The following is a 15,879-nucleotide window of genomic DNA, read 5'->3' on the forward strand; positions in this document are numbered from 1 at the left end:
CTGCGGCGTTGCCTCCCGGGAGGAAACGCCACCAGGGGCGCTGTTCGGAACACGGCCCCGCAACCGGGAGAATGGTCTCATGGCATCCATGACCCGAGCTGCGCCAACCGTTGAGAACGGCGCGAAAATGTCCGTCCGCGCCAAATGGACCGTTGCGGGGATCGTTGCGGGAAGCAGCATTGCCGGCTTGCTGGGCGCAGGGTCTTCGGCGCTCGCAGCCTATTTCGCCCGGCGGGTCATCACCCCGTCAGTGCGCGAGGCTGACCAAGAGGTCTTGGCCGTGGTGCGCGTTGACAACGGGCTTCAGGTCATCCTCGCAGCTACCCCGGACACCACCATCGACGGCGTGTTCAGCCTCATTTTCGCCGGCGGAACTGGATTCGCGAGGATCGGACGGATCGTGTCTTATTCGCCCGCGGAGCGGACGGTGCAGCGCGAAGTCGAGAAAGTCTACACCGGAGATCTGGCAACGGCCCGGCGTGGATGGTGGAGCGGTGCTGTCTATGACTCCCCGGCGGCGCTTGGCCTGGATTCGGAAGATATACGGATCGACGTCGAGGGGGGCCAAGCGCCCGCGTGGCTGATTCCGTCAGGCGCAGGGAAGCCCGCGAAGGTGTGGGCGATCATGGTGCACGGCCGCGGGGCTACCCGACTCGAAGGCTTGCGCGCGGTGCGAGTGGCGCACGATCTCGGACTCGACAGCCTGCTGGTTTCCTACCGGAACGACGGCCTGGCGCCGTCTGCCCCGGACGGGCGCTACGGCCTGGGGTCCACGGAATGGTACGACGTCGACGCTGCAATTGAGTACGCACTCGCCCACGGCGCCCACGAAGTGGTCCTGTTCGGATGGTCGATGGGCGGGGCGATCTGCCTGCAGACGGCCGATCTTTCGCATCACCGCCATGTGATCAGGGCCATGGTCCTGGACGCGCCGGTGATCAACTGGGTCAACGTCCTGGCACACCACGCCCAGATCAACAGGATCCCCTACGCTGTGGGCCGTTACGGGCAGTTGATGCTGGGGCACCCTTTGGGTCGGCGCCTCACGGGCCTGGCCGCGCCCGTCGACTTGAAGGCAATGGACTGGGATGCCCGCGCCGTCGAACTGCGGACTCCGACGCTGATAATCCACAGTCTTGATGATGAGTACGTTCCGTACGAACCTTCGGCCAGCCTCGCTGAGAAGAATCCGGACATGGTCACCTTTGAACCCTTCGAAGGCGCGCGCCACACGAAAGAGTGGAACGTGGATCCGCAGAAGTGGGAGCGGCTGGTGCGCTCGTGGCTCGCTCCGCACCTCACGCCCCGTGGCGGGCCGGTGTCGGCTTGAGGGCGGGCCAGCGGCGGCGGCTTGAGAGTACCTGCGCTGCTCCCGGGGCTTCCTAAGGGCTGCCGATCGGCGCAGTCCGGGCGCCGGTCAGACGGATGAGGTCTGCGGGATCCAGCTCAATGTCCAGGCCGCGGCGTCCGCCGGAAACGAGGACCGTGCCGAAGGCCAACGCCGATTCGTCGAGCACAGTGGGCGATGGCTGGCGTTGACCCAGCGGGGAAATCCCGCCCAGGACATAGCCGGTGCGCCGCTCTGCACTTTTGGGATCGGCCATGGTGGCCTTCTTGGATCCGAGAGCCGCGGCGATTGCTTTGAGGTCAAGGGTGCCACTCACCGGGACGATGCCCACCGCGAGCTTGCCTTCAACGTCCACCATCAAGGTCTTGAAGACCCGGCCGGGATCGATACCCAGGACCTCGGCCGCCTCAAGCCCGTAGCTGGCCGCCGAAGGATCATGCGTATAGGGGTGCAGGGCAAAAGGAACGCCGGCTGCAGCCAGCACGGCTGTGGCCGGCGTTCCCTGTGAAGCCTGTTTCTTGGCCATTACCGGTACTCCGGCTCAGGACGACAAGCGGTCCGCCGCGGCGACTTTGCGCTTGATCCGCCCCAGCATGGCCGTCATGCCACGCATGCGCAGCGGTGTGATTGCCCGGGTGAGGCCCAGCAGTTCCGGCATGTCATCCGGAACAGCCAGGATCTCGTCGGCAGTCAGCCCGTCCAGGCCTTCGTGCAAAACGCCCGCAAAGCCGCGCGTGGTGGGCGCCTCCGGCGGTGCCTTGAAAAACAAACGGTAGGCGACGCCGTCGGGCTTCTTTTCCTGCTCGATGGTCAGGAACAGCGGCGACTGGCACTCCACCACTTGCTCCAGGAGCTCAGGGTGGTCCAGCAGCCGTTCCGGCAGGGCCGGGAGCCCGCGCGAAAAATCAAGCAACAGCTGAAGGCGATCGGGCTCGGTCAGTGCCTGGAAGTCATCGACAATTTCCGCCAGTGCGGCGGGCAACGTATTGGTACTCATCACTTCCAGCTTACGCACGTCCGGGGCGGTCTGGCTCCCGTTGCTTCAATATTGCCGGGCCAATGGCAAGGCACAGGGATTCCGGCTACTTTCCGGCGAGCGCGGGGACGGAGCCCCGCTCGGCACCCTTGACGATCGGGACACGCACTGCATTGCCCCACTCCGTCCAGGAACCGTCGTAGTTGCGTACCGTTTCGAACCCAAGCAGGTACTTCAGGGCGAACCAGGTGTGGCTGGAACGCTCGCCGATGCGGCAGTACGCCACGACGTCGTCGCCTTCCGTGAGGCCGGCTTCTCCGAGGTAGAGGGCCTCAAGTTCGGTCCGGTTACGGTAGGTGCCATCTTCAGCAGCGGCGCGTGCCCACGGGATGGAGGCAGCCGTGGGGATGTGGCCCCCGCGCAGGGCGCCCTCTTCGGGGTAGGCCGGCATGTGGGTGCGCTGGCCGGTGTATTCCTCGGGGGAGCGGACGTCGATCAGCGGTTTGCCGAAGTGAGCCAGCACGTCATCCTTGAAGGCGCGGATCGGGGCGTCGTTCCGTTCGATCACGGGGTACTCGCCCGGGGTGGGCTGGGGGACGTCGGTGGTGATTTCGCGGCCTTCGGCGATCCACTTGTCGCGGCCGCCGTCCAGGAGCCGGACGTCGTCGTGGCCGAAGAGCGTGAAAACCCAGAGGGCGTAAGCGGCCCACCAGTTGGACTTGTCGCCGTAGATCACCACGGTGGTGTCCCGCGAGATGCCCTTGCGGGCTGCGAGGGCTGCGAACGCTTCACCATCGACGTAATCCCGGGTGACTTCATCGTTCAGGTCCGTGTGCCAGTCGATCTTGACTGCGCCCGGAATATGGCCGGTCTCGTATAGGAGGACGTCTTCGTCGGATTCGACAACAACCAGCTTGCCGTCGCCAAGCGCGCCGCCCTCGAGTGCCGCGGCAAGCCACTCGGTGGACACCAGGCGTTCGGGGTGGGCGTACGCGGCGAACTTCTCGTTCTGTTCAACGGGGTAGGACATTGGTATGGCCTTTCACTGACACTTTCACTGACACCGGGCGGCGCCGGGCGATAGGACGTGCCCGGCATTAATCCCACATTATCGAGGGCCGGGGTCTAAAGCTCCTCTCCGTTCATATGGTGAAATATGGCCTTCATCACGTGTCCGCCCGGGGCGTGGCATTGCCGGTATTCTTGCTGGGGACTTACGACACGAAGAACGGACCGCATTGGTACAGATCGAACAGCTCGTCGCGCGCACGCCGGCGGTCTCAGCGGATGAGATTCTGAAGGGCTTCTACCCTTCGCCACGGTTCGGAGAGGTGTCCTTCAAAAGCTACCGGCCTGATCCGAACCAGCCCAGCCAAGCCGCAGCGGTCAAGGCCCTGGAAGTGTTTGGGGCGACGGTGGGAGCTGGTGACGGAGACGGACTGTTCAAGCGCCTTTTCGGCAAGAAGGTCAACAGCCGGGCGGGCATCTACCTCGACGGCGGATTCGGCGTCGGAAAGACCCACCTTCTGGCTTCCCTGTGGCACTCGGCTCCGGGGCCGAAAGCCTTCGGGACGTTCGTGGAGTACACCAACCTGGTGGGCGCGCTGTCCTTCCGGAAGACCGTGGAGGCTTTGAGCAGCTACAAGCTTGTCTGCATTGACGAATTTGAGCTCGACGACCCGGGCGACACGGTGCTGATGTCCCGTCTCATGCGTGAATTGTCCGACGCCGGTGTGAAGCTCGCTGCCACGTCCAACACTCTGCCTGGTTCACTCGGGGACGGCCGGTTTGCCGCCGTCGACTTCCAGCGGGAGATCCAGGTCCTTGCGGACCAGTTCGATGTTGTCAGGATCGACGGGGAAGACTTCAGGCACCGCGGCTTGCCCGCGGCTCCGGCACCGTTGAAGACCGAAGACCTCAAGCGGCAGATGCATGCCGAGTTCGATGGCCAGACTGTGGCCATGGACGATTTCCGCGGCCTGATCGACCACCTTGCCGGTGTGCATCCCAGCCGTTATCGCAAGCTGATCTCAGGAATCGATGCCGTTGTCTGGCGCAACGTCGAAACGATTACGGAGCAGGCCGTCGCCCTTCGCTTCGTGGTGCTGGCCGACCGCCTGTATGACAAGGACGTCCCGATCCTTGCCAGCGGCGTGCCCTTCGACAAGCTCTTCACCGAGGAAATGATGACCGGCGGGTACATGAAGAAGTACTTCCGCGCCGTGTCCCGCCTGACCGCCCTGGCGCGTGAGGGCCAAAACCACGAGCCTTCGTAGGGAGATTCGGGCAGGCCCTTTCGTGTCGACTCCAAGCCACGTGGGCCCAGACCGACCCGGCTGCCCCAGATTGGGGCAGGCCCTTTCGTGTCGACTCCGTCGCCACGTAGGGACCCTGCTGCCCCACTCTACTTTTGGGGTTCCTGGGGTTCCCGGTCCTTGAGGACCCATCGCACCAGGATTCCGGCGGCAAGGGCCCAGAAGGCGGCGCCGATCCCAGCGAAGCTGAGGCCCGAGGCTGCGATCAGGAACGTCACGGAGGCTCCGATGCGTTCTTCGGCAATGGCCAGCGCCGAGGCGACCGCGGAGGCCATGGTGCCCAGCAGCGCCAAGCCCGCGACGGCTTCCAGGAGTCCCGGCGGTGCCGCCGCCACGACGGTCACCAGCGCGGCGGAGAAGGCTGCCAGCACGAGGTAGGCCAAGCCTGACGTGAAGGCTGCGATCCAGCGCCGGCCCCGGTCCTCACCTGCCTCCTCCCCTGCCGCCAGCGCAGCGCTCAACGCGGCGAGGTTGATCGCATGTCCACCAAAGGGAGCCCCCAGCGCAGTCCCTGCCCCGGTCACCAGCATCGACTGGCGCCACGGAACCGTGTAGTCGAAGGACTTCAGCACTGCCACCCCCGGAATGTTCTGGGAAGCCATGGTGACTATGAACAAGGGCAAGGCGATGCCGGCCACCGTGCTGAGCGTGAAAGCGGGGGTGGTCCAATGCAACTCAGGCAGCAGCCGGTTCGTAGGGATGCTCACGCCGTTGACGACGATGTAGATTCCGATGACTGCGAGAGCCACCAACAGCGCGGCCGGGACCGACCAGCGGGGCGCCAGCTTCATCATGACCAGCCAGCACAGGATCACGGGAGCCACCAACAAGGGAGCGGTGCCCAGGGCCCTGAACGGGGCAAGGCAAAGGGATAAAAGCACCCCGGCCAGCATCGCCTGGGCGAGGGCCGTCGGAATCTTCGCCATCAGCTTTCCAAGGGCCGGAATGAGTCCCGTCAGGGCGATCAGCGCACCAGCGATGAGGAAGGCGCCGACGGCGGCAGGCCACCCGCCGTCGGGCACTCCAGTTCCCGCGAGCAGCGCCGCACCAGGTGTCGACCACGCAAGCGTGACAGGCAAGCGCGACCGCCAGGAAAGCCAGAGCACGCCGAGCCCGAAGGTGAGGGTGAGGGCAAGGAGCCCGCTGGCCGCCTGTTCCTGCGTGGCCCCAACCGCCCGGAGGCCTGCGAGCACCACCGCGAAGGAGGACGTGAAACCGACCAGCGCGGTCACAATTCCAGCCACGAGCGGACGGGAGAGCTGCCGGGAAGCGGAGGCTGGACGTGACTGTCCGGTGTGGAGGGATGACGCAGGCATAGTCCATCACGTTACCCGAGCCGTGGCGCGTCTGCCGAGGCGACAGCGGTTAAACGCCAAGGGCACCGGCGGCGCCTCGCGGCGGGACCGGTGCCCCGTTGACGTAACTGTATTCGGGAGCTCTGGCCGGTGGAACCGGCTACGGAGCCTCATTGGCGGAGGGAGCTGTCTAGGCCGAAACCCTTTCAGCAAACCGTCGAGGTTGCCCACGAACTCGGAAGCGGCTCTCTGAACCGCATCTAGTCGTCGATAAAATCGGCGGTCTATTCGATGCCGTCCTTGATGGCTTCTTCATTGCCACCAACGAGGTCCTGAACTTTGCCCTTCAGATCGTCAAATAATCCCACGGGCACCTCCCTTCAATCACGGAGCCAGTTCGCTCCTCCGTTCTCGATCCTAACCCGAGACCTTGGAGGTGCCAAGGGAAAATTTTGACAGGGAAGTCAAACGATTCCTGGAACAGGTCACAGCTGCTTCTCGGGAGAAAGCTGCTGGTGGCGGGGACTGTCCGGATTCATCAAGGAATGCTTGCGGCCGTAGCTGAAGTAGATGACCAGTCCGATGATCAGCCACACGACAAAGCGAAGCCAGGTTTCCCAATGGAGCTGGACCATGAGGAAGGCTGAGGCGAGAACGCCGAAGGCAGGAACTACAGGCATGAACGGCAGCCTGAAGGTGCGGGGTGCGTTGGGCTTCTTGTAGCGGAAGACGATCACGGCCAAGCACACCACCACAAACGCGGCAAGGATGCCGATATTGGTCAGGTCGGCGACAGCCTTGATAGGGAAAACGCCGGCGAGCAGGGCCGAAGCGATGCCTGCGATCCACGTGACACGCTGGGGGGTGCCGTGCTTGTCAGTCCCGGCAAACCAGCCCGGAAGCAAGCCGTCGCGGCTCATCGAGAACCAGACGCGGGTGACGCCCAGGAGGAAGGTCAGCATCACGGTCAGGATGGACAGGACCGCGAACACGGAGATGATGGTGGCAATGACGGGCAGGCCAACGCCGGTGAAGGCGGAGGCGAAGCCGGCGGTGGGGTTGATGTCCTTGTAGTTCTGCATACCAGTGAGCACCAGGGTTGCCGCAACGTAGAGGAGCATGGCGATGACAAGCGAGAGGACGATTGCCTTCGGCATGTGCTTCTTGCCATCAGTCGCGTCCTCCGCGGCTGTACTCATGGCGTCGTAGCCGAACACTGCGAAGAAGACCGTTGCGGAGCCGGCCAGTACGGGACCGAAGCCGCTGGGCATGAACGGGTTGTAGTTGTTGGTGTTGATGTAGAAAATGCCCAAGCCAATGATGAACAGGATGAGCACAACTTTGATCGCAACGGCGACCAGTTCGAAACGGCCGAACGCCTTGGTTCCGCGGCTTAGGATCCAGGTGACCAACAAGCAGACCAGGATGGCCGGAAGGTTGATGACCCCGCCCTTTCCCTCGTCCACGGTTGAGGTCATCCAGGTGGGCATATGGATGCCAATCCCCGAGAGGAAGGCGTCGAAGTACCCGGAAATGCCGATTGCGACGACGGCGACGATCGCGATGTACTCGAGCAGCAGGTCCCAGCCGATGAACCAGCCGATGACCTCGCCCAGGGCAACGTAGCCATAGGTGTAGGCGGATCCGGCGCGGGGGATCATGCCGGCGAATTCTGCGTAGGAGAGTGCCGCTGCCGCTGATGCAAGGCCCGCGACCAGGAACGAGATCAGCACAGCGGGGCCGACTCCGGGGGTGTCTTTGCTTCCGTGCGCCACGAGGCCGGCCAAGGAGAAGATCCCGACGCCGATGATGCCGCCGACGCCGATGGCTGTCAGTTGCCAGAGGCCCAGGCTTTTGAAGAGCCCGCTGTGTTTGTTTTCCTCCTCGATGTCGTCAATGGGTTTCTTCCTCATGATCGAACGGACGAGTGCTTGTTGATTCACCGGTTGCTCCTGCGTGTGGGCGTGGACGAATTAGGCCTGTAGAAAAGTATGCGATCTGAATCACATTGGATAAAGTGATTTTTGCTGAGTGGTATTGATCAGTTCTGCTGATCTTTTCGGTGAGCGGCATGAGTGGGATGGGGTAGGCGGCATGTGGTGGGCGTCTGCGGGGTTCGGCGCCGCCCGGTCATTCCGCCGCCGCCCGGCCCGGTGCTGGAACGTTGCCCCGCGGATCCCGGTGACCGGGGACGTCCATGACCAGATCCAAGTCGACGGGAGTTCGACGATCTATGGATACCGTCGGATTCTGCTGGATCATTCTCTTCGCCGAAGTTGCCGGTCCCGTGATTCCGCGGGCCCGGAATCTGTCCATTCGAATGATTGAGCAGAATCCGACATCCGAGCGAAGACGATCCCGGGGCGGACATGACGCGCCCGGGATTTACACCCGTTTGTCCTATAACCCCGTCTGCGGGCACAAAAAAGCAGCTCCGGCGGAGCTGCTGGGGAATGACACTGCTTTTGACCAGTGGCGCTGGTCTGATTTCGAGGAATGGAGCGGACGACGAGATTCGAACTCGCGACATCCACCTTGGCAAGGTGGTGCTCTACCAGCTGAGCTACGTCCGCACATGATGATTTTCCGGCCCGGGCCGGATTATCATCAACAAGCAAGTTGCCTTGCTTTGGTGGGCGATACTGGGATCGAACCAGTGACCTCTTCCGTGTCAGGGAAGCGCGCTACCGCTGCGCCAATCGCCCGGATCGGCATAAGCCGGCCGGCCCGTTGCCGGGACCTTAAAATAGGAGAGCGGACGACGAGATTCGAACTCGCGACATCCACCTTGGCAAGGTGGTGCTCTACCAGCTGAGCTACGTCCGCACATGACGATCTTCCGGCCGGGGCCGGATTTTCATCAACAAGCAAGTTGCCTTGCCTTGGTGGGCGATACTGGGATCGAACCAGTGACCTCTTCCGTGTCAGGGAAGCGCGCTACCGCTGCGCCAATCGCCCAAATGCAATCCGGCCTGGACCGGAAACCAAGGTTTTCACCGAGGTGGGTACGGGATTCGAACCCGTGTATACGGCTTTGCAGGCCGCTGCCTCGCCTCTCGGCCAACCCACCGTGTAAGCACGATTCCTGGGGTTCCAAGAAGTCAATGCCGTGACAGTGTCCTGCGAGCGGACGACGAGATTCGAACTCGCGACATCCACCTTGGCAAGGTGGTGCTCTACCAGCTGAGCTACGTCCGCATTGTCTTCTTCGGCGGCCTGTCCGCAGGGGGCATTCCGTCGCTTTCCGACGAGTAAAAACTCTATAGGAGGTTCCGGGAAACTCCAAATCGATCTGCCGGAATCGTAAGCAATGGGTGCTGGTTCCTTGAATTGGCGCGGATTTTGCGAGTTACACGGATGTGATTCGTGGGCCTTTTCCCGATTTTTGCCTGCTCGGGCGGCCCGACGTTTTCCAGATTTTTGAATTCCGGCCGGTGTCGGTTAGTCTTCTTGTGCACGGGCGATTGGCGCAGTGGTAGCGCGCTTCGTTCACACCGAAGAGGTCACTGGTTCGAACCCAGTATCGCCCACCAAGAAGAGGTCCTGTGCGAAACATTGTTGATGTTTCGCACAGGACCTCTTGTCATTGCCCGCGAGTTCTTGCCTCAAGCCCATCGAGGCCCGATCATGTGCGAGGCTGTGCCCTGACCACCCGGTTCCTTCCGAGTGACTTAGCTTGGTAGAGGGCAGTGTCGGCAGCAGCAATCATCGCCGTGAGGTCGACTGCGCCGAACTGGGTTGAGGTGACTCCGTAACTCACCGTTGGAAGGTGGACGTCGTCGAGGCTTTTGCTGGCCGCCAAAGAGCGATTGATGTCGGCCGCGATGCTTTCGGCCCGCTCTTGGCTCGCTCCAGGCAAGAGCAAGATGAATTCTTCGCCCCCATATCGTCCGACGAGGTCGGTGGATCGTACGGACTCGGAGCACGCGGCCGCGAATGCTTGTAGGGCGGCGTCACCGGCGGCGTGACCGAACTCATCATTGATCGCCTTGAAGTGGTCCAAGTCGGCCAGGATCAAGGAGGCGACCGAGCTTGTGGCGTGCAGGCGCTCAAGTTCCTTAGCGGCCAGGTCCATGAAAGTGCCACGATTGAGGAGCCCGGTCAGGTTGTCGCGGGCAGCGCGTTCGCTTAGCCGGTTGATCAACTGATCGTTGCTGAGGGCGGTCATGCTGAAAGAGACCGCAACCAGGAGTATCAGCGTGACCAGGCTGGCCATTGATGGGCCGAAATACATGCGGAAATTCGGTCCGCTTGGACCTTCGACGAGGTACACGGACAGGCGGCAGAAATAGTAGGCGGCCAGGAATCCCGCGGCCAAGGCCATCGACTTGTGCACATGGGAGTAGCTGGAATCCAGCAGCCAGAGATCGCGGGACGCCAACGCGATGCCCACCGTCATGAATCCCAGATAGACCAGGCCCCCGGACCAGGTGTTGAAACCAGGGCTTTCCAAAACGGAGGCGAGGGCCGTTACGCCGCAGGCCGCTGCAAATTGCCACCTTGGCGGCGGCAGCATCCTGAGGGACCGGGCGCCGGTCCACACACTGAACGCTCCGCCCACCAGGAGGACATTTCCCGAGGGATTTGCCCAGACTTGATACGGCGTCCCATTGAGAAGGAAAGCAAGGTTGCCAGCGAGGAAGAACAGAAGGGCGATGCACCACCACCCGTTGTAGGACGACCGCGTGCGCCTGAACGATGCATAGAACAAGAGGAGCAGGGTAAGAGCGACCACGCCAAGGGCCACTCGCAGTGTTGTTATATCGAGGACCAAGATTTGCTCCCGTAGCCGAGGACGTGACCAATTATGGCACCGGGAGCCAGGGAACCCTGTACGCCATGCATGAGGATCTTATTAGTTACGGGGTGGTGGGTTCCGTCGGCACCCTCCAAGGCTCCGGATCATCTTGTCAGCGGTGTGTGAAAGAGTTTTCCTATGACAGATCCACTGCTTGCCCACGCCACCGAATACGGCCGGATGTATGCCCGGTCCACGTCCGAGACCTTCTCGGTCCCTTCCATCACCACAGTGATCGGCCAGCAGGCCCACTCCCTGGACGGCTGGTTCGGCTACATGGGTGCCAGCAGCCTGGCGAAAGATCCCGAACTCCCGCAACATCTGTCCAGTCCCGCCAAGATGAGGCAGGCCGTCAACAAGGCAGCCAAGGCAGCGGAGGTGTACCGGGACGACGCTGCACGCCGTGGCGACCGCGTGCATAACTACTGCGAGCAAGTGGCCCTCCGCGCCCTTGGACGTGCGCACCGCGTGAAGGAAACGCGCGAAGAGCTCGCTTCACATGGCGAGGAAGCCTTCGCGGCCCGCTTCGATGAATGGTGGGAGCTGTACCGGGTGGAGCCTATTGCGCCGGAGATCACGGTGTGGAACGCGAGCGTCGGTTACGCCGGAACCCTTGACCTCGTCGCCAAAATCAACGGCAGGGTCTGCCTGATCGACTACAAGACCAAAGGCACCACCCGCGATGGAACGGTGAAACCCCTCGACGACAAGGTGGTGATGCAGCTGGTTGCGGGTATGAAGGCCGAGGAAAGCCTAGTGGATCCAGTGGCAGGGGAGTGGGAGCCGTGGAAGTACGGTGAAAATCCTGTCCTGCTTGCGGTGGCTATCGGCGAGACCGAAGTGCGTCCCCAGCGGGCCAACCCGGACGTTCTCAAGCACCACTGGTGGAAATTCTGCGCCTTGAAGCGGGTGTGGGAGATGTCTGCGGATGTGGCCGCAGCCGGAACGGCGCTGCTCCCTGTAGCTCCGCCGTCGTACCCTGCCGTCGCGGCGCCCGCAGGCTCAACTAAACTGGCCTAGGCCCCTTTTGCGGGGACCGAAGCTTCGCCGATCGTGAGGAAAGACAGCACATGGCCATTTTGAGTATCCGTATCATCGGCGACCCCGTGCTCCGCACGGTTGCTGATCCAATCACGGAATTCGGGCCTGAGCTCGCCAAACTCGTGTCGGACATGACCGAGACCATGGAAGACGTGGACGGCGCAGGGCTCGCCGCGCCGCAGGTCGGCGTCAGCCAGCGGGTCTTCACCTACCGGATCGGCGGTGTGGAAGGGCACATCATCAACCCCGTGCTGGAGAACAGCGATGACTTCCAGCCTGACGAGGTAGAAGGCTGCCTCTCCATTCCAGGACTCGCGTTCCCGGTGCGCCGCCGCAAGACCACCCGCGCCACCGGCGTGGACCTGAACGGCAACCCCGTGTCCGTTGAGGCGGAGGGCATGCTCGCCCGCTGCTTCCAGCACGAAACGGACCACCTGGACGGGATCCTGTTCACCGACCGCCTGGAGGGTGAGGACCGGAAAACCGCCCTCCGGGCCATCCGCGCGGCGAATTACCACACCGTGACAGAACGGACCACCGCCAAGAGGGCCAACACTGTCGGCTCCAGCTTCGGCAGCTTCGGGGCTGCCGAATGAGGGTGCTTTTCGCCGGCACCCCGGCTGCAGCCGTCCCTTCCCTTGACGCGCTCATCGAGGCGGGTTTCGAGATCGTGGCGGTGCTGACGAGGCCGGATGCGCCGACCGGCCGCAAACGGATCCTGACGCCCTCGCCGGTGGCAGCACATGCCGCCGAACTGGGCATTGACATCATCCACGCCTCGAAAGTGGACGCCGGGACCACCGAGCGGATCGCTTCTTATCAGCCGGACGTCGCAGCGATTGTCGCCTACGGAGGCCTCGTCCCCAAAGCCGCACTCGGAGTCCCGCGCCACGGCTGGATCAACCTCCACTTCTCCCTCCTTCCTGCCTGGCGCGGCGCCGCACCGGTCCAACGTTCAGTCATCGCCGGTGACGACATCACAGGAGCGGCTACCTTCCTCCTCGAGGAAGGACTCGACACCGGACCGGTCTTCGGGACTTTGACGGAAACCGTACGTCCTGAGGACACGGCCGGCGACTTGCTGGAGCGGCTTTCGCGCAGCGGAGCGATCCTGCTCGCCCAGACACTATCCGCCGTCGAGTCCGGCAAAGCGGCCCCCTTGCCCCAGCAAGGCGATGTCTCGCTCGCGCCCAAACTGACGCTCAACGACGGCCGGCTCGACTGGACGCAACCGGCCCTCGCCATCAACCGCAGGTCCCGCGGCGCCACGCCCGAACCGGGAGCGTGGACCATGCTCGACGGGCAGCGCGTCAAGCTGGAACCCGTCGGTTTGCGCCCGGACATCCGGGACCTGGCCCCCGGCCAGGTCCGGGTTGACGGCAAGAACGTCCTGGTCGGGACCGGATCCCATGCAGTGCAGCTCGGGCGGATCCAGCCTGCGGGCAAGAAGATGATGCCGTCGGCCGATTGGGCCCGTGGTTTGGCAACACCAGAAAGCGTGGAATTCGAATGAATGAGTCCGGCCGGCGCGGCCCCGACAACAGTGGGAACAGGGACGGCGGGGGCCACGGCAACCGCGGTCCCCGCGGCGAAAGCAACCGCAACGCCCAAGGCCGCGAACGCAACAGGGGCCCGCAACGCGGTTTCTCCACCAACGCACCGTCCCAGCGGACCCGGCGCGCGGATCCGGCACGATTGGTGGCGTTCGAGGTCTTGCGCGCAGTCGCTTCGGAAGACGCGTACGCAAACCTTGTGCTGCCCTCACGGATCCGCCACCACCACCTCGACAAGCGCGACGCCGGATTCGCCACCGAGCTGAGCTACGGGGCACTTCGCGGCCAGGGGATGTACGACGCCGTCCTCGCCGAGTGTGTCGACCGGCCGCTCGCCCAACTCGATCCGGCAGTCCTTGATGCGTTGCGACTTGGTGCCCACCAATTGCTCGCGATGCGCGTTCCTGCCCACGCCGCACTCGACCAGACTGTCGGGCTGGCCCGCGCGGTCATCGGGGCCGGCCCGTCGTCGCTCATCAACGCGGTGCTCCGAAAAGTCACCGCCAGGACGCTGCCGGAGTGGCTGGACCACTTGCTGGAAAACGAGACCGACGAGACCAAGATCGCCTCCGTACGCCATGCGCACCCGGAATGGATTGTCCGGGCGCTGCGCCAGTCGCTCGTCATGCATGGCCGCCCGGCGAGCGAAATCACCGAACTGCTTGAAGCCGACAACGCGGCCCCAGTGGTGAACCTTGTGGCGCTGCCCGGCATCGGCAACCTTGATGAGGCCCTTGAGAGCGGGGCCACTCCCGGCGAACTCGTCATCGACTCGGCGCTGTCCAGCGGCGGCGACCTCGGGCGATTGTCCTCCATCCGCGAAGGAACCACACGCGTCCAGGACGTCGGATCCCAGTTGGTAGCCCGCGCCGTCGCGGCCGTGGACCTCGGACAGGCCGCCAAGGACGGCGAGAAGTGGCTGGACCTTTGTGCCGGTCCCGGTGGAAAGGCCGCGTTGCTGGCCGCCCTCGCCCACCAGGAAGGCGCGAGCCTCTTGGCCAATGAACCCGCAGAACACCGGGCAAAGCTGGTCAGCCAGGCGCTCTCGGCGGTTCCGGCGGACGCCTGGACCGTTCGGATAGGCGACGGTCGCGACGTCGGCAAGGAACAACCGGAAACTTTCGACCGCGTGCTGGTCGACGTCCCCTGCAGCGGCCTTGGCGCGCTACGCCGCCGCCCCGAATCACGCTGGCGCCGGACGCCCAAGGACCTTGCCGATCTCGGTCCGTTGCAGCGTGAATTGCTCAACTCGGCCATCGACGCCGTCAAACCGGGCGGAGTGGTGGCGTACGTGACGTGCTCCCCGCACCCGGCCGAAACCACCGCCGTCGTCAGCGATGTCCTGCGCAAGCGGGACGACTTGGAGCAGATCGACGCCGGTGCGGCCCTGGACTCGGTCAGCCTGAAAGGCAACCTCGGCGCCGGGCACGAGTTGACTGCCCAATTGTGGCCGCACGTGCATCAAACTGATGCGATGTTCCTGGCGCTTATCCGGAAGAAGCCGTAACCTTCGGCGCCTTTCCCGGCTTAAAGTCCCGCGTGCCTAAGCTGGAGAATTGCCTACACCACCACACCGCCACCAACACCGAGGGAACTGCCTTGACTCAGTGCTGTATCAACCCGAGCATCCTGTCCGCGGACTTCGTGAACCTGGAAGCCGAGCTGAAGAGAATCAGCAACGCCGACGCCGTCCACGTCGATGTGATGGACAATCACTTTGTTCCGAACCTGACGCTCGGCCTGCCGGTCGTGGAGCGGATCCAGGCCGTGAGCCCGGTCCCGCTGGACGCCCACTTGATGATCGCCGACGCCGACCGGTGGGCGCCGGCCTACGCCGACGCCGGCGTGGCTTCCGTGACCTTCCATGCGGAAGCGGCGATGGCTCCCATCAAACTCGCCCGTGAGCTCCGTGCCCGCGGCGCGAAGGCGGGTATGGCCCTTCGTCCAGCCACGCCGGTGGAACCATATCTGGACATGCTCAGTGAACTGGACATGCTCCTCATCATGACCGTGGAACCGGGCTTCGGCGGGCAGTCCTTCCTGGACGTCACGCTGCCGAAGATCCGGCGGGCACGTGCGGCGATCGACGGCTCCGGTATCGGCGTCGCAATCCAGGTTGATGGCGGCGTCACGGAGGAGACCATAGTCCGGGCAGCCGAAGCCGGTGCGAATGTGTTCGTTGCCGGCTCCGCCGTGTACGGCCATGCGGACCCAGCTGCCGCCATTGAGCGGCTCCGTGCCGCAGGCCTCGCGGCAATGTGACAACAATGACGCAATTGCCTGCATATTGCCCCGGGAATACATCGGCCAGGCCTCCAGTTGTGTCAGAATAGCAACACACATACGTGCTCCGGGGTCGGTGTAATTCCGAACCGGCGGTTATAGTCCGCGACCCGCGAGCCTTCGCGTTTCCTTCACGGGAATCTCGACGGCGGACGGTTGAACTGGTGGAATTCCAGTACCGACAGTTAAAGTCTGGATGGGAGAAGCACGTACAGTCATGCTTGGGCGTTCCGTGCGCCCGGCATCGCGCTGTCGTACACCCCCGGAGCC

The 15,879-nt window shown here is 63.6% G+C and carries 13 protein-coding genes, 7 tRNA genes and 1 riboswitch; of the genes, 8 read left to right on the forward strand and 12 right to left on the reverse strand.

Annotated elements, in window-relative coordinates; genetic code table 11:
- Nucleotides 1-88: 88 nt before the first annotated feature.
- On the forward strand, nt 89-1,330 hold the full coding sequence (locus tag QRN59_RS05385; protein WP_502871028.1) for an alpha/beta hydrolase family protein: 1,242 nt from the start codon (nt 89-91) through the stop codon (nt 1,328-1,330).
- A 52-nt stretch (nt 1,331-1,382) separates the two neighbouring features.
- Here the strand turns inward: QRN59_RS05385 and ybaK are convergent, their stop codons facing one another.
- The 3 genes from ybaK to QRN59_RS05400 form a co-directional block, all read right to left on the reverse strand.
- The gene (gene ybaK / locus QRN59_RS05390; protein ID WP_284981485.1) at nt 1,383-1,874 is read right to left on the reverse strand and encodes a Cys-tRNA(Pro) deacylase; all 492 of its coding nucleotides are present in this window, start codon (nt 1,872-1,874) and stop codon (nt 1,383-1,385) included.
- A gap of 15 nt (nt 1,875-1,889) precedes the next feature.
- Nucleotides 1,890-2,345: a SufE family protein gene (locus tag QRN59_RS05395; RefSeq protein WP_284981486.1), complete on the reverse strand. Its 456-nt coding sequence runs from the start codon at nt 2,343-2,345 to the stop codon at nt 1,890-1,892.
- Between the two features lie 85 nt (nt 2,346-2,430).
- Nucleotides 2,431-3,354 (reverse strand): sulfurtransferase, encoded by a 924-nt coding sequence (locus tag QRN59_RS05400; RefSeq protein WP_284981487.1) that lies wholly within the window; start codon nt 3,352-3,354, stop codon nt 2,431-2,433.
- 208 nt (nt 3,355-3,562) lie between these two features.
- On the opposite strand from QRN59_RS05400, the gene zapE reads away from it, so the two are divergent.
- Entirely contained in the window at nt 3,563-4,600 is a 1,038-nt protein-coding gene (gene zapE / locus QRN59_RS05405; RefSeq protein WP_284981488.1) for a cell division protein ZapE, read from the forward strand.
- Nucleotides 4,601-4,728: 128 nt separating this feature from the next.
- On the opposite strand, the gene QRN59_RS05410 is transcribed toward zapE, so the two are convergent.
- The 8 genes from QRN59_RS05410 to QRN59_RS05450 all read right to left on the reverse strand — a co-directional run bounded on the left by QRN59_RS05410 (nt 4,729) and on the right by QRN59_RS05450 (nt 9,132).
- A complete protein-coding gene (locus tag QRN59_RS05410) occupies nt 4,729-5,955 on the reverse strand; it encodes a benzoate/H(+) symporter BenE family transporter (protein WP_284981489.1) in 1,227 nt (408 codons plus the stop codon).
- Nucleotides 5,956-6,419: 464 nt separating this feature from the next.
- Nucleotides 6,420-7,847, reverse strand: a complete 1,428-nt coding sequence (locus QRN59_RS05420; RefSeq protein ID WP_284981598.1) for an amino acid permease — start codon at nt 7,845-7,847, stop codon at nt 6,420-6,422.
- A 584-nt stretch (nt 7,848-8,431) separates the two neighbouring features.
- Nucleotides 8,432-8,507: transfer RNA gene (locus tag QRN59_RS05425), tRNA-Gly, on the reverse strand.
- A gap of 57 nt (nt 8,508-8,564) precedes the next feature.
- Nucleotides 8,565-8,639 (reverse strand) — tRNA-Val (locus QRN59_RS05430).
- Nucleotides 8,640-8,687: 48 nt separating this feature from the next.
- Nucleotides 8,688-8,760: transfer RNA gene (locus tag QRN59_RS05435), tRNA-Gly, on the reverse strand.
- A 57-nt stretch (nt 8,761-8,817) separates the two neighbouring features.
- Nucleotides 8,818-8,892, reverse strand: a tRNA-Val gene (locus tag QRN59_RS05440).
- 41 nt (nt 8,893-8,933) lie between these two features.
- A tRNA-Cys gene (locus tag QRN59_RS05445) sits at nt 8,934-9,004 on the reverse strand.
- Between the two features lie 55 nt (nt 9,005-9,059).
- Nucleotides 9,060-9,132: transfer RNA gene (locus tag QRN59_RS05450), tRNA-Gly, on the reverse strand.
- A 260-nt stretch (nt 9,133-9,392) separates the two neighbouring features.
- Between QRN59_RS05450 and QRN59_RS05455 the strand changes: the two genes are divergently transcribed.
- A tRNA-Val gene (locus QRN59_RS05455) sits at nt 9,393-9,467 on the forward strand.
- Between the two features lie 92 nt (nt 9,468-9,559).
- Here the strand turns inward: QRN59_RS05455 and QRN59_RS05460 are convergent.
- A complete protein-coding gene (locus tag QRN59_RS05460) occupies nt 9,560-10,708 on the reverse strand; it encodes a GGDEF domain-containing protein (protein WP_284981490.1) in 1,149 nt (382 codons plus the stop codon).
- Nucleotides 10,709-10,870: 162 nt separating this feature from the next.
- On the opposite strand from QRN59_RS05460, the gene QRN59_RS05465 reads away from it, so the two are divergent.
- From QRN59_RS05465 to rpe, 5 genes are all read left to right on the forward strand, one after another.
- Nucleotides 10,871-11,752 (forward strand): cytochrome, encoded by an 882-nt coding sequence (locus tag QRN59_RS05465; RefSeq protein WP_284981491.1) that lies wholly within the window; start codon nt 10,871-10,873, stop codon nt 11,750-11,752.
- 50 nt (nt 11,753-11,802) lie between these two features.
- Nucleotides 11,803-12,369, forward strand: coding sequence for a peptide deformylase (def, locus tag QRN59_RS05470; RefSeq protein ID WP_284981492.1), 567 nt, complete (start codon nt 11,803-11,805; stop codon nt 12,367-12,369).
- Entirely contained in the window at nt 12,366-13,286 is a 921-nt protein-coding gene (gene fmt / locus QRN59_RS05475; protein ID WP_284981493.1) for a methionyl-tRNA formyltransferase, read from the forward strand. Before def ends, fmt begins: the two co-directional genes overlap by 4 nt.
- Nucleotides 13,283-14,833, forward strand: coding sequence for an RsmB/NOP family class I SAM-dependent RNA methyltransferase (locus QRN59_RS05480; RefSeq protein WP_284981494.1), 1,551 nt, complete (start codon nt 13,283-13,285; stop codon nt 14,831-14,833). The genes fmt and QRN59_RS05480 overlap by 4 nt, the downstream gene beginning before the upstream one ends.
- A gap of 92 nt (nt 14,834-14,925) precedes the next feature.
- A complete protein-coding gene (rpe, locus tag QRN59_RS05485) occupies nt 14,926-15,588 on the forward strand; it encodes a ribulose-phosphate 3-epimerase (protein ID WP_284981599.1) in 663 nt (220 codons plus the stop codon).
- Nucleotides 15,589-15,667: 79 nt separating this feature from the next.
- Nucleotides 15,668-15,822, forward strand: a riboswitch (FMN riboswitch).
- The last annotated feature ends 57 nt before the right edge of the window (nt 15,823-15,879 follow it).

This window comes from Arthrobacter sp. efr-133-TYG-118 (assembly GCF_030209755.1).
Classification (GTDB): domain Bacteria; phylum Actinomycetota; class Actinomycetes; order Actinomycetales; family Micrococcaceae; genus Arthrobacter.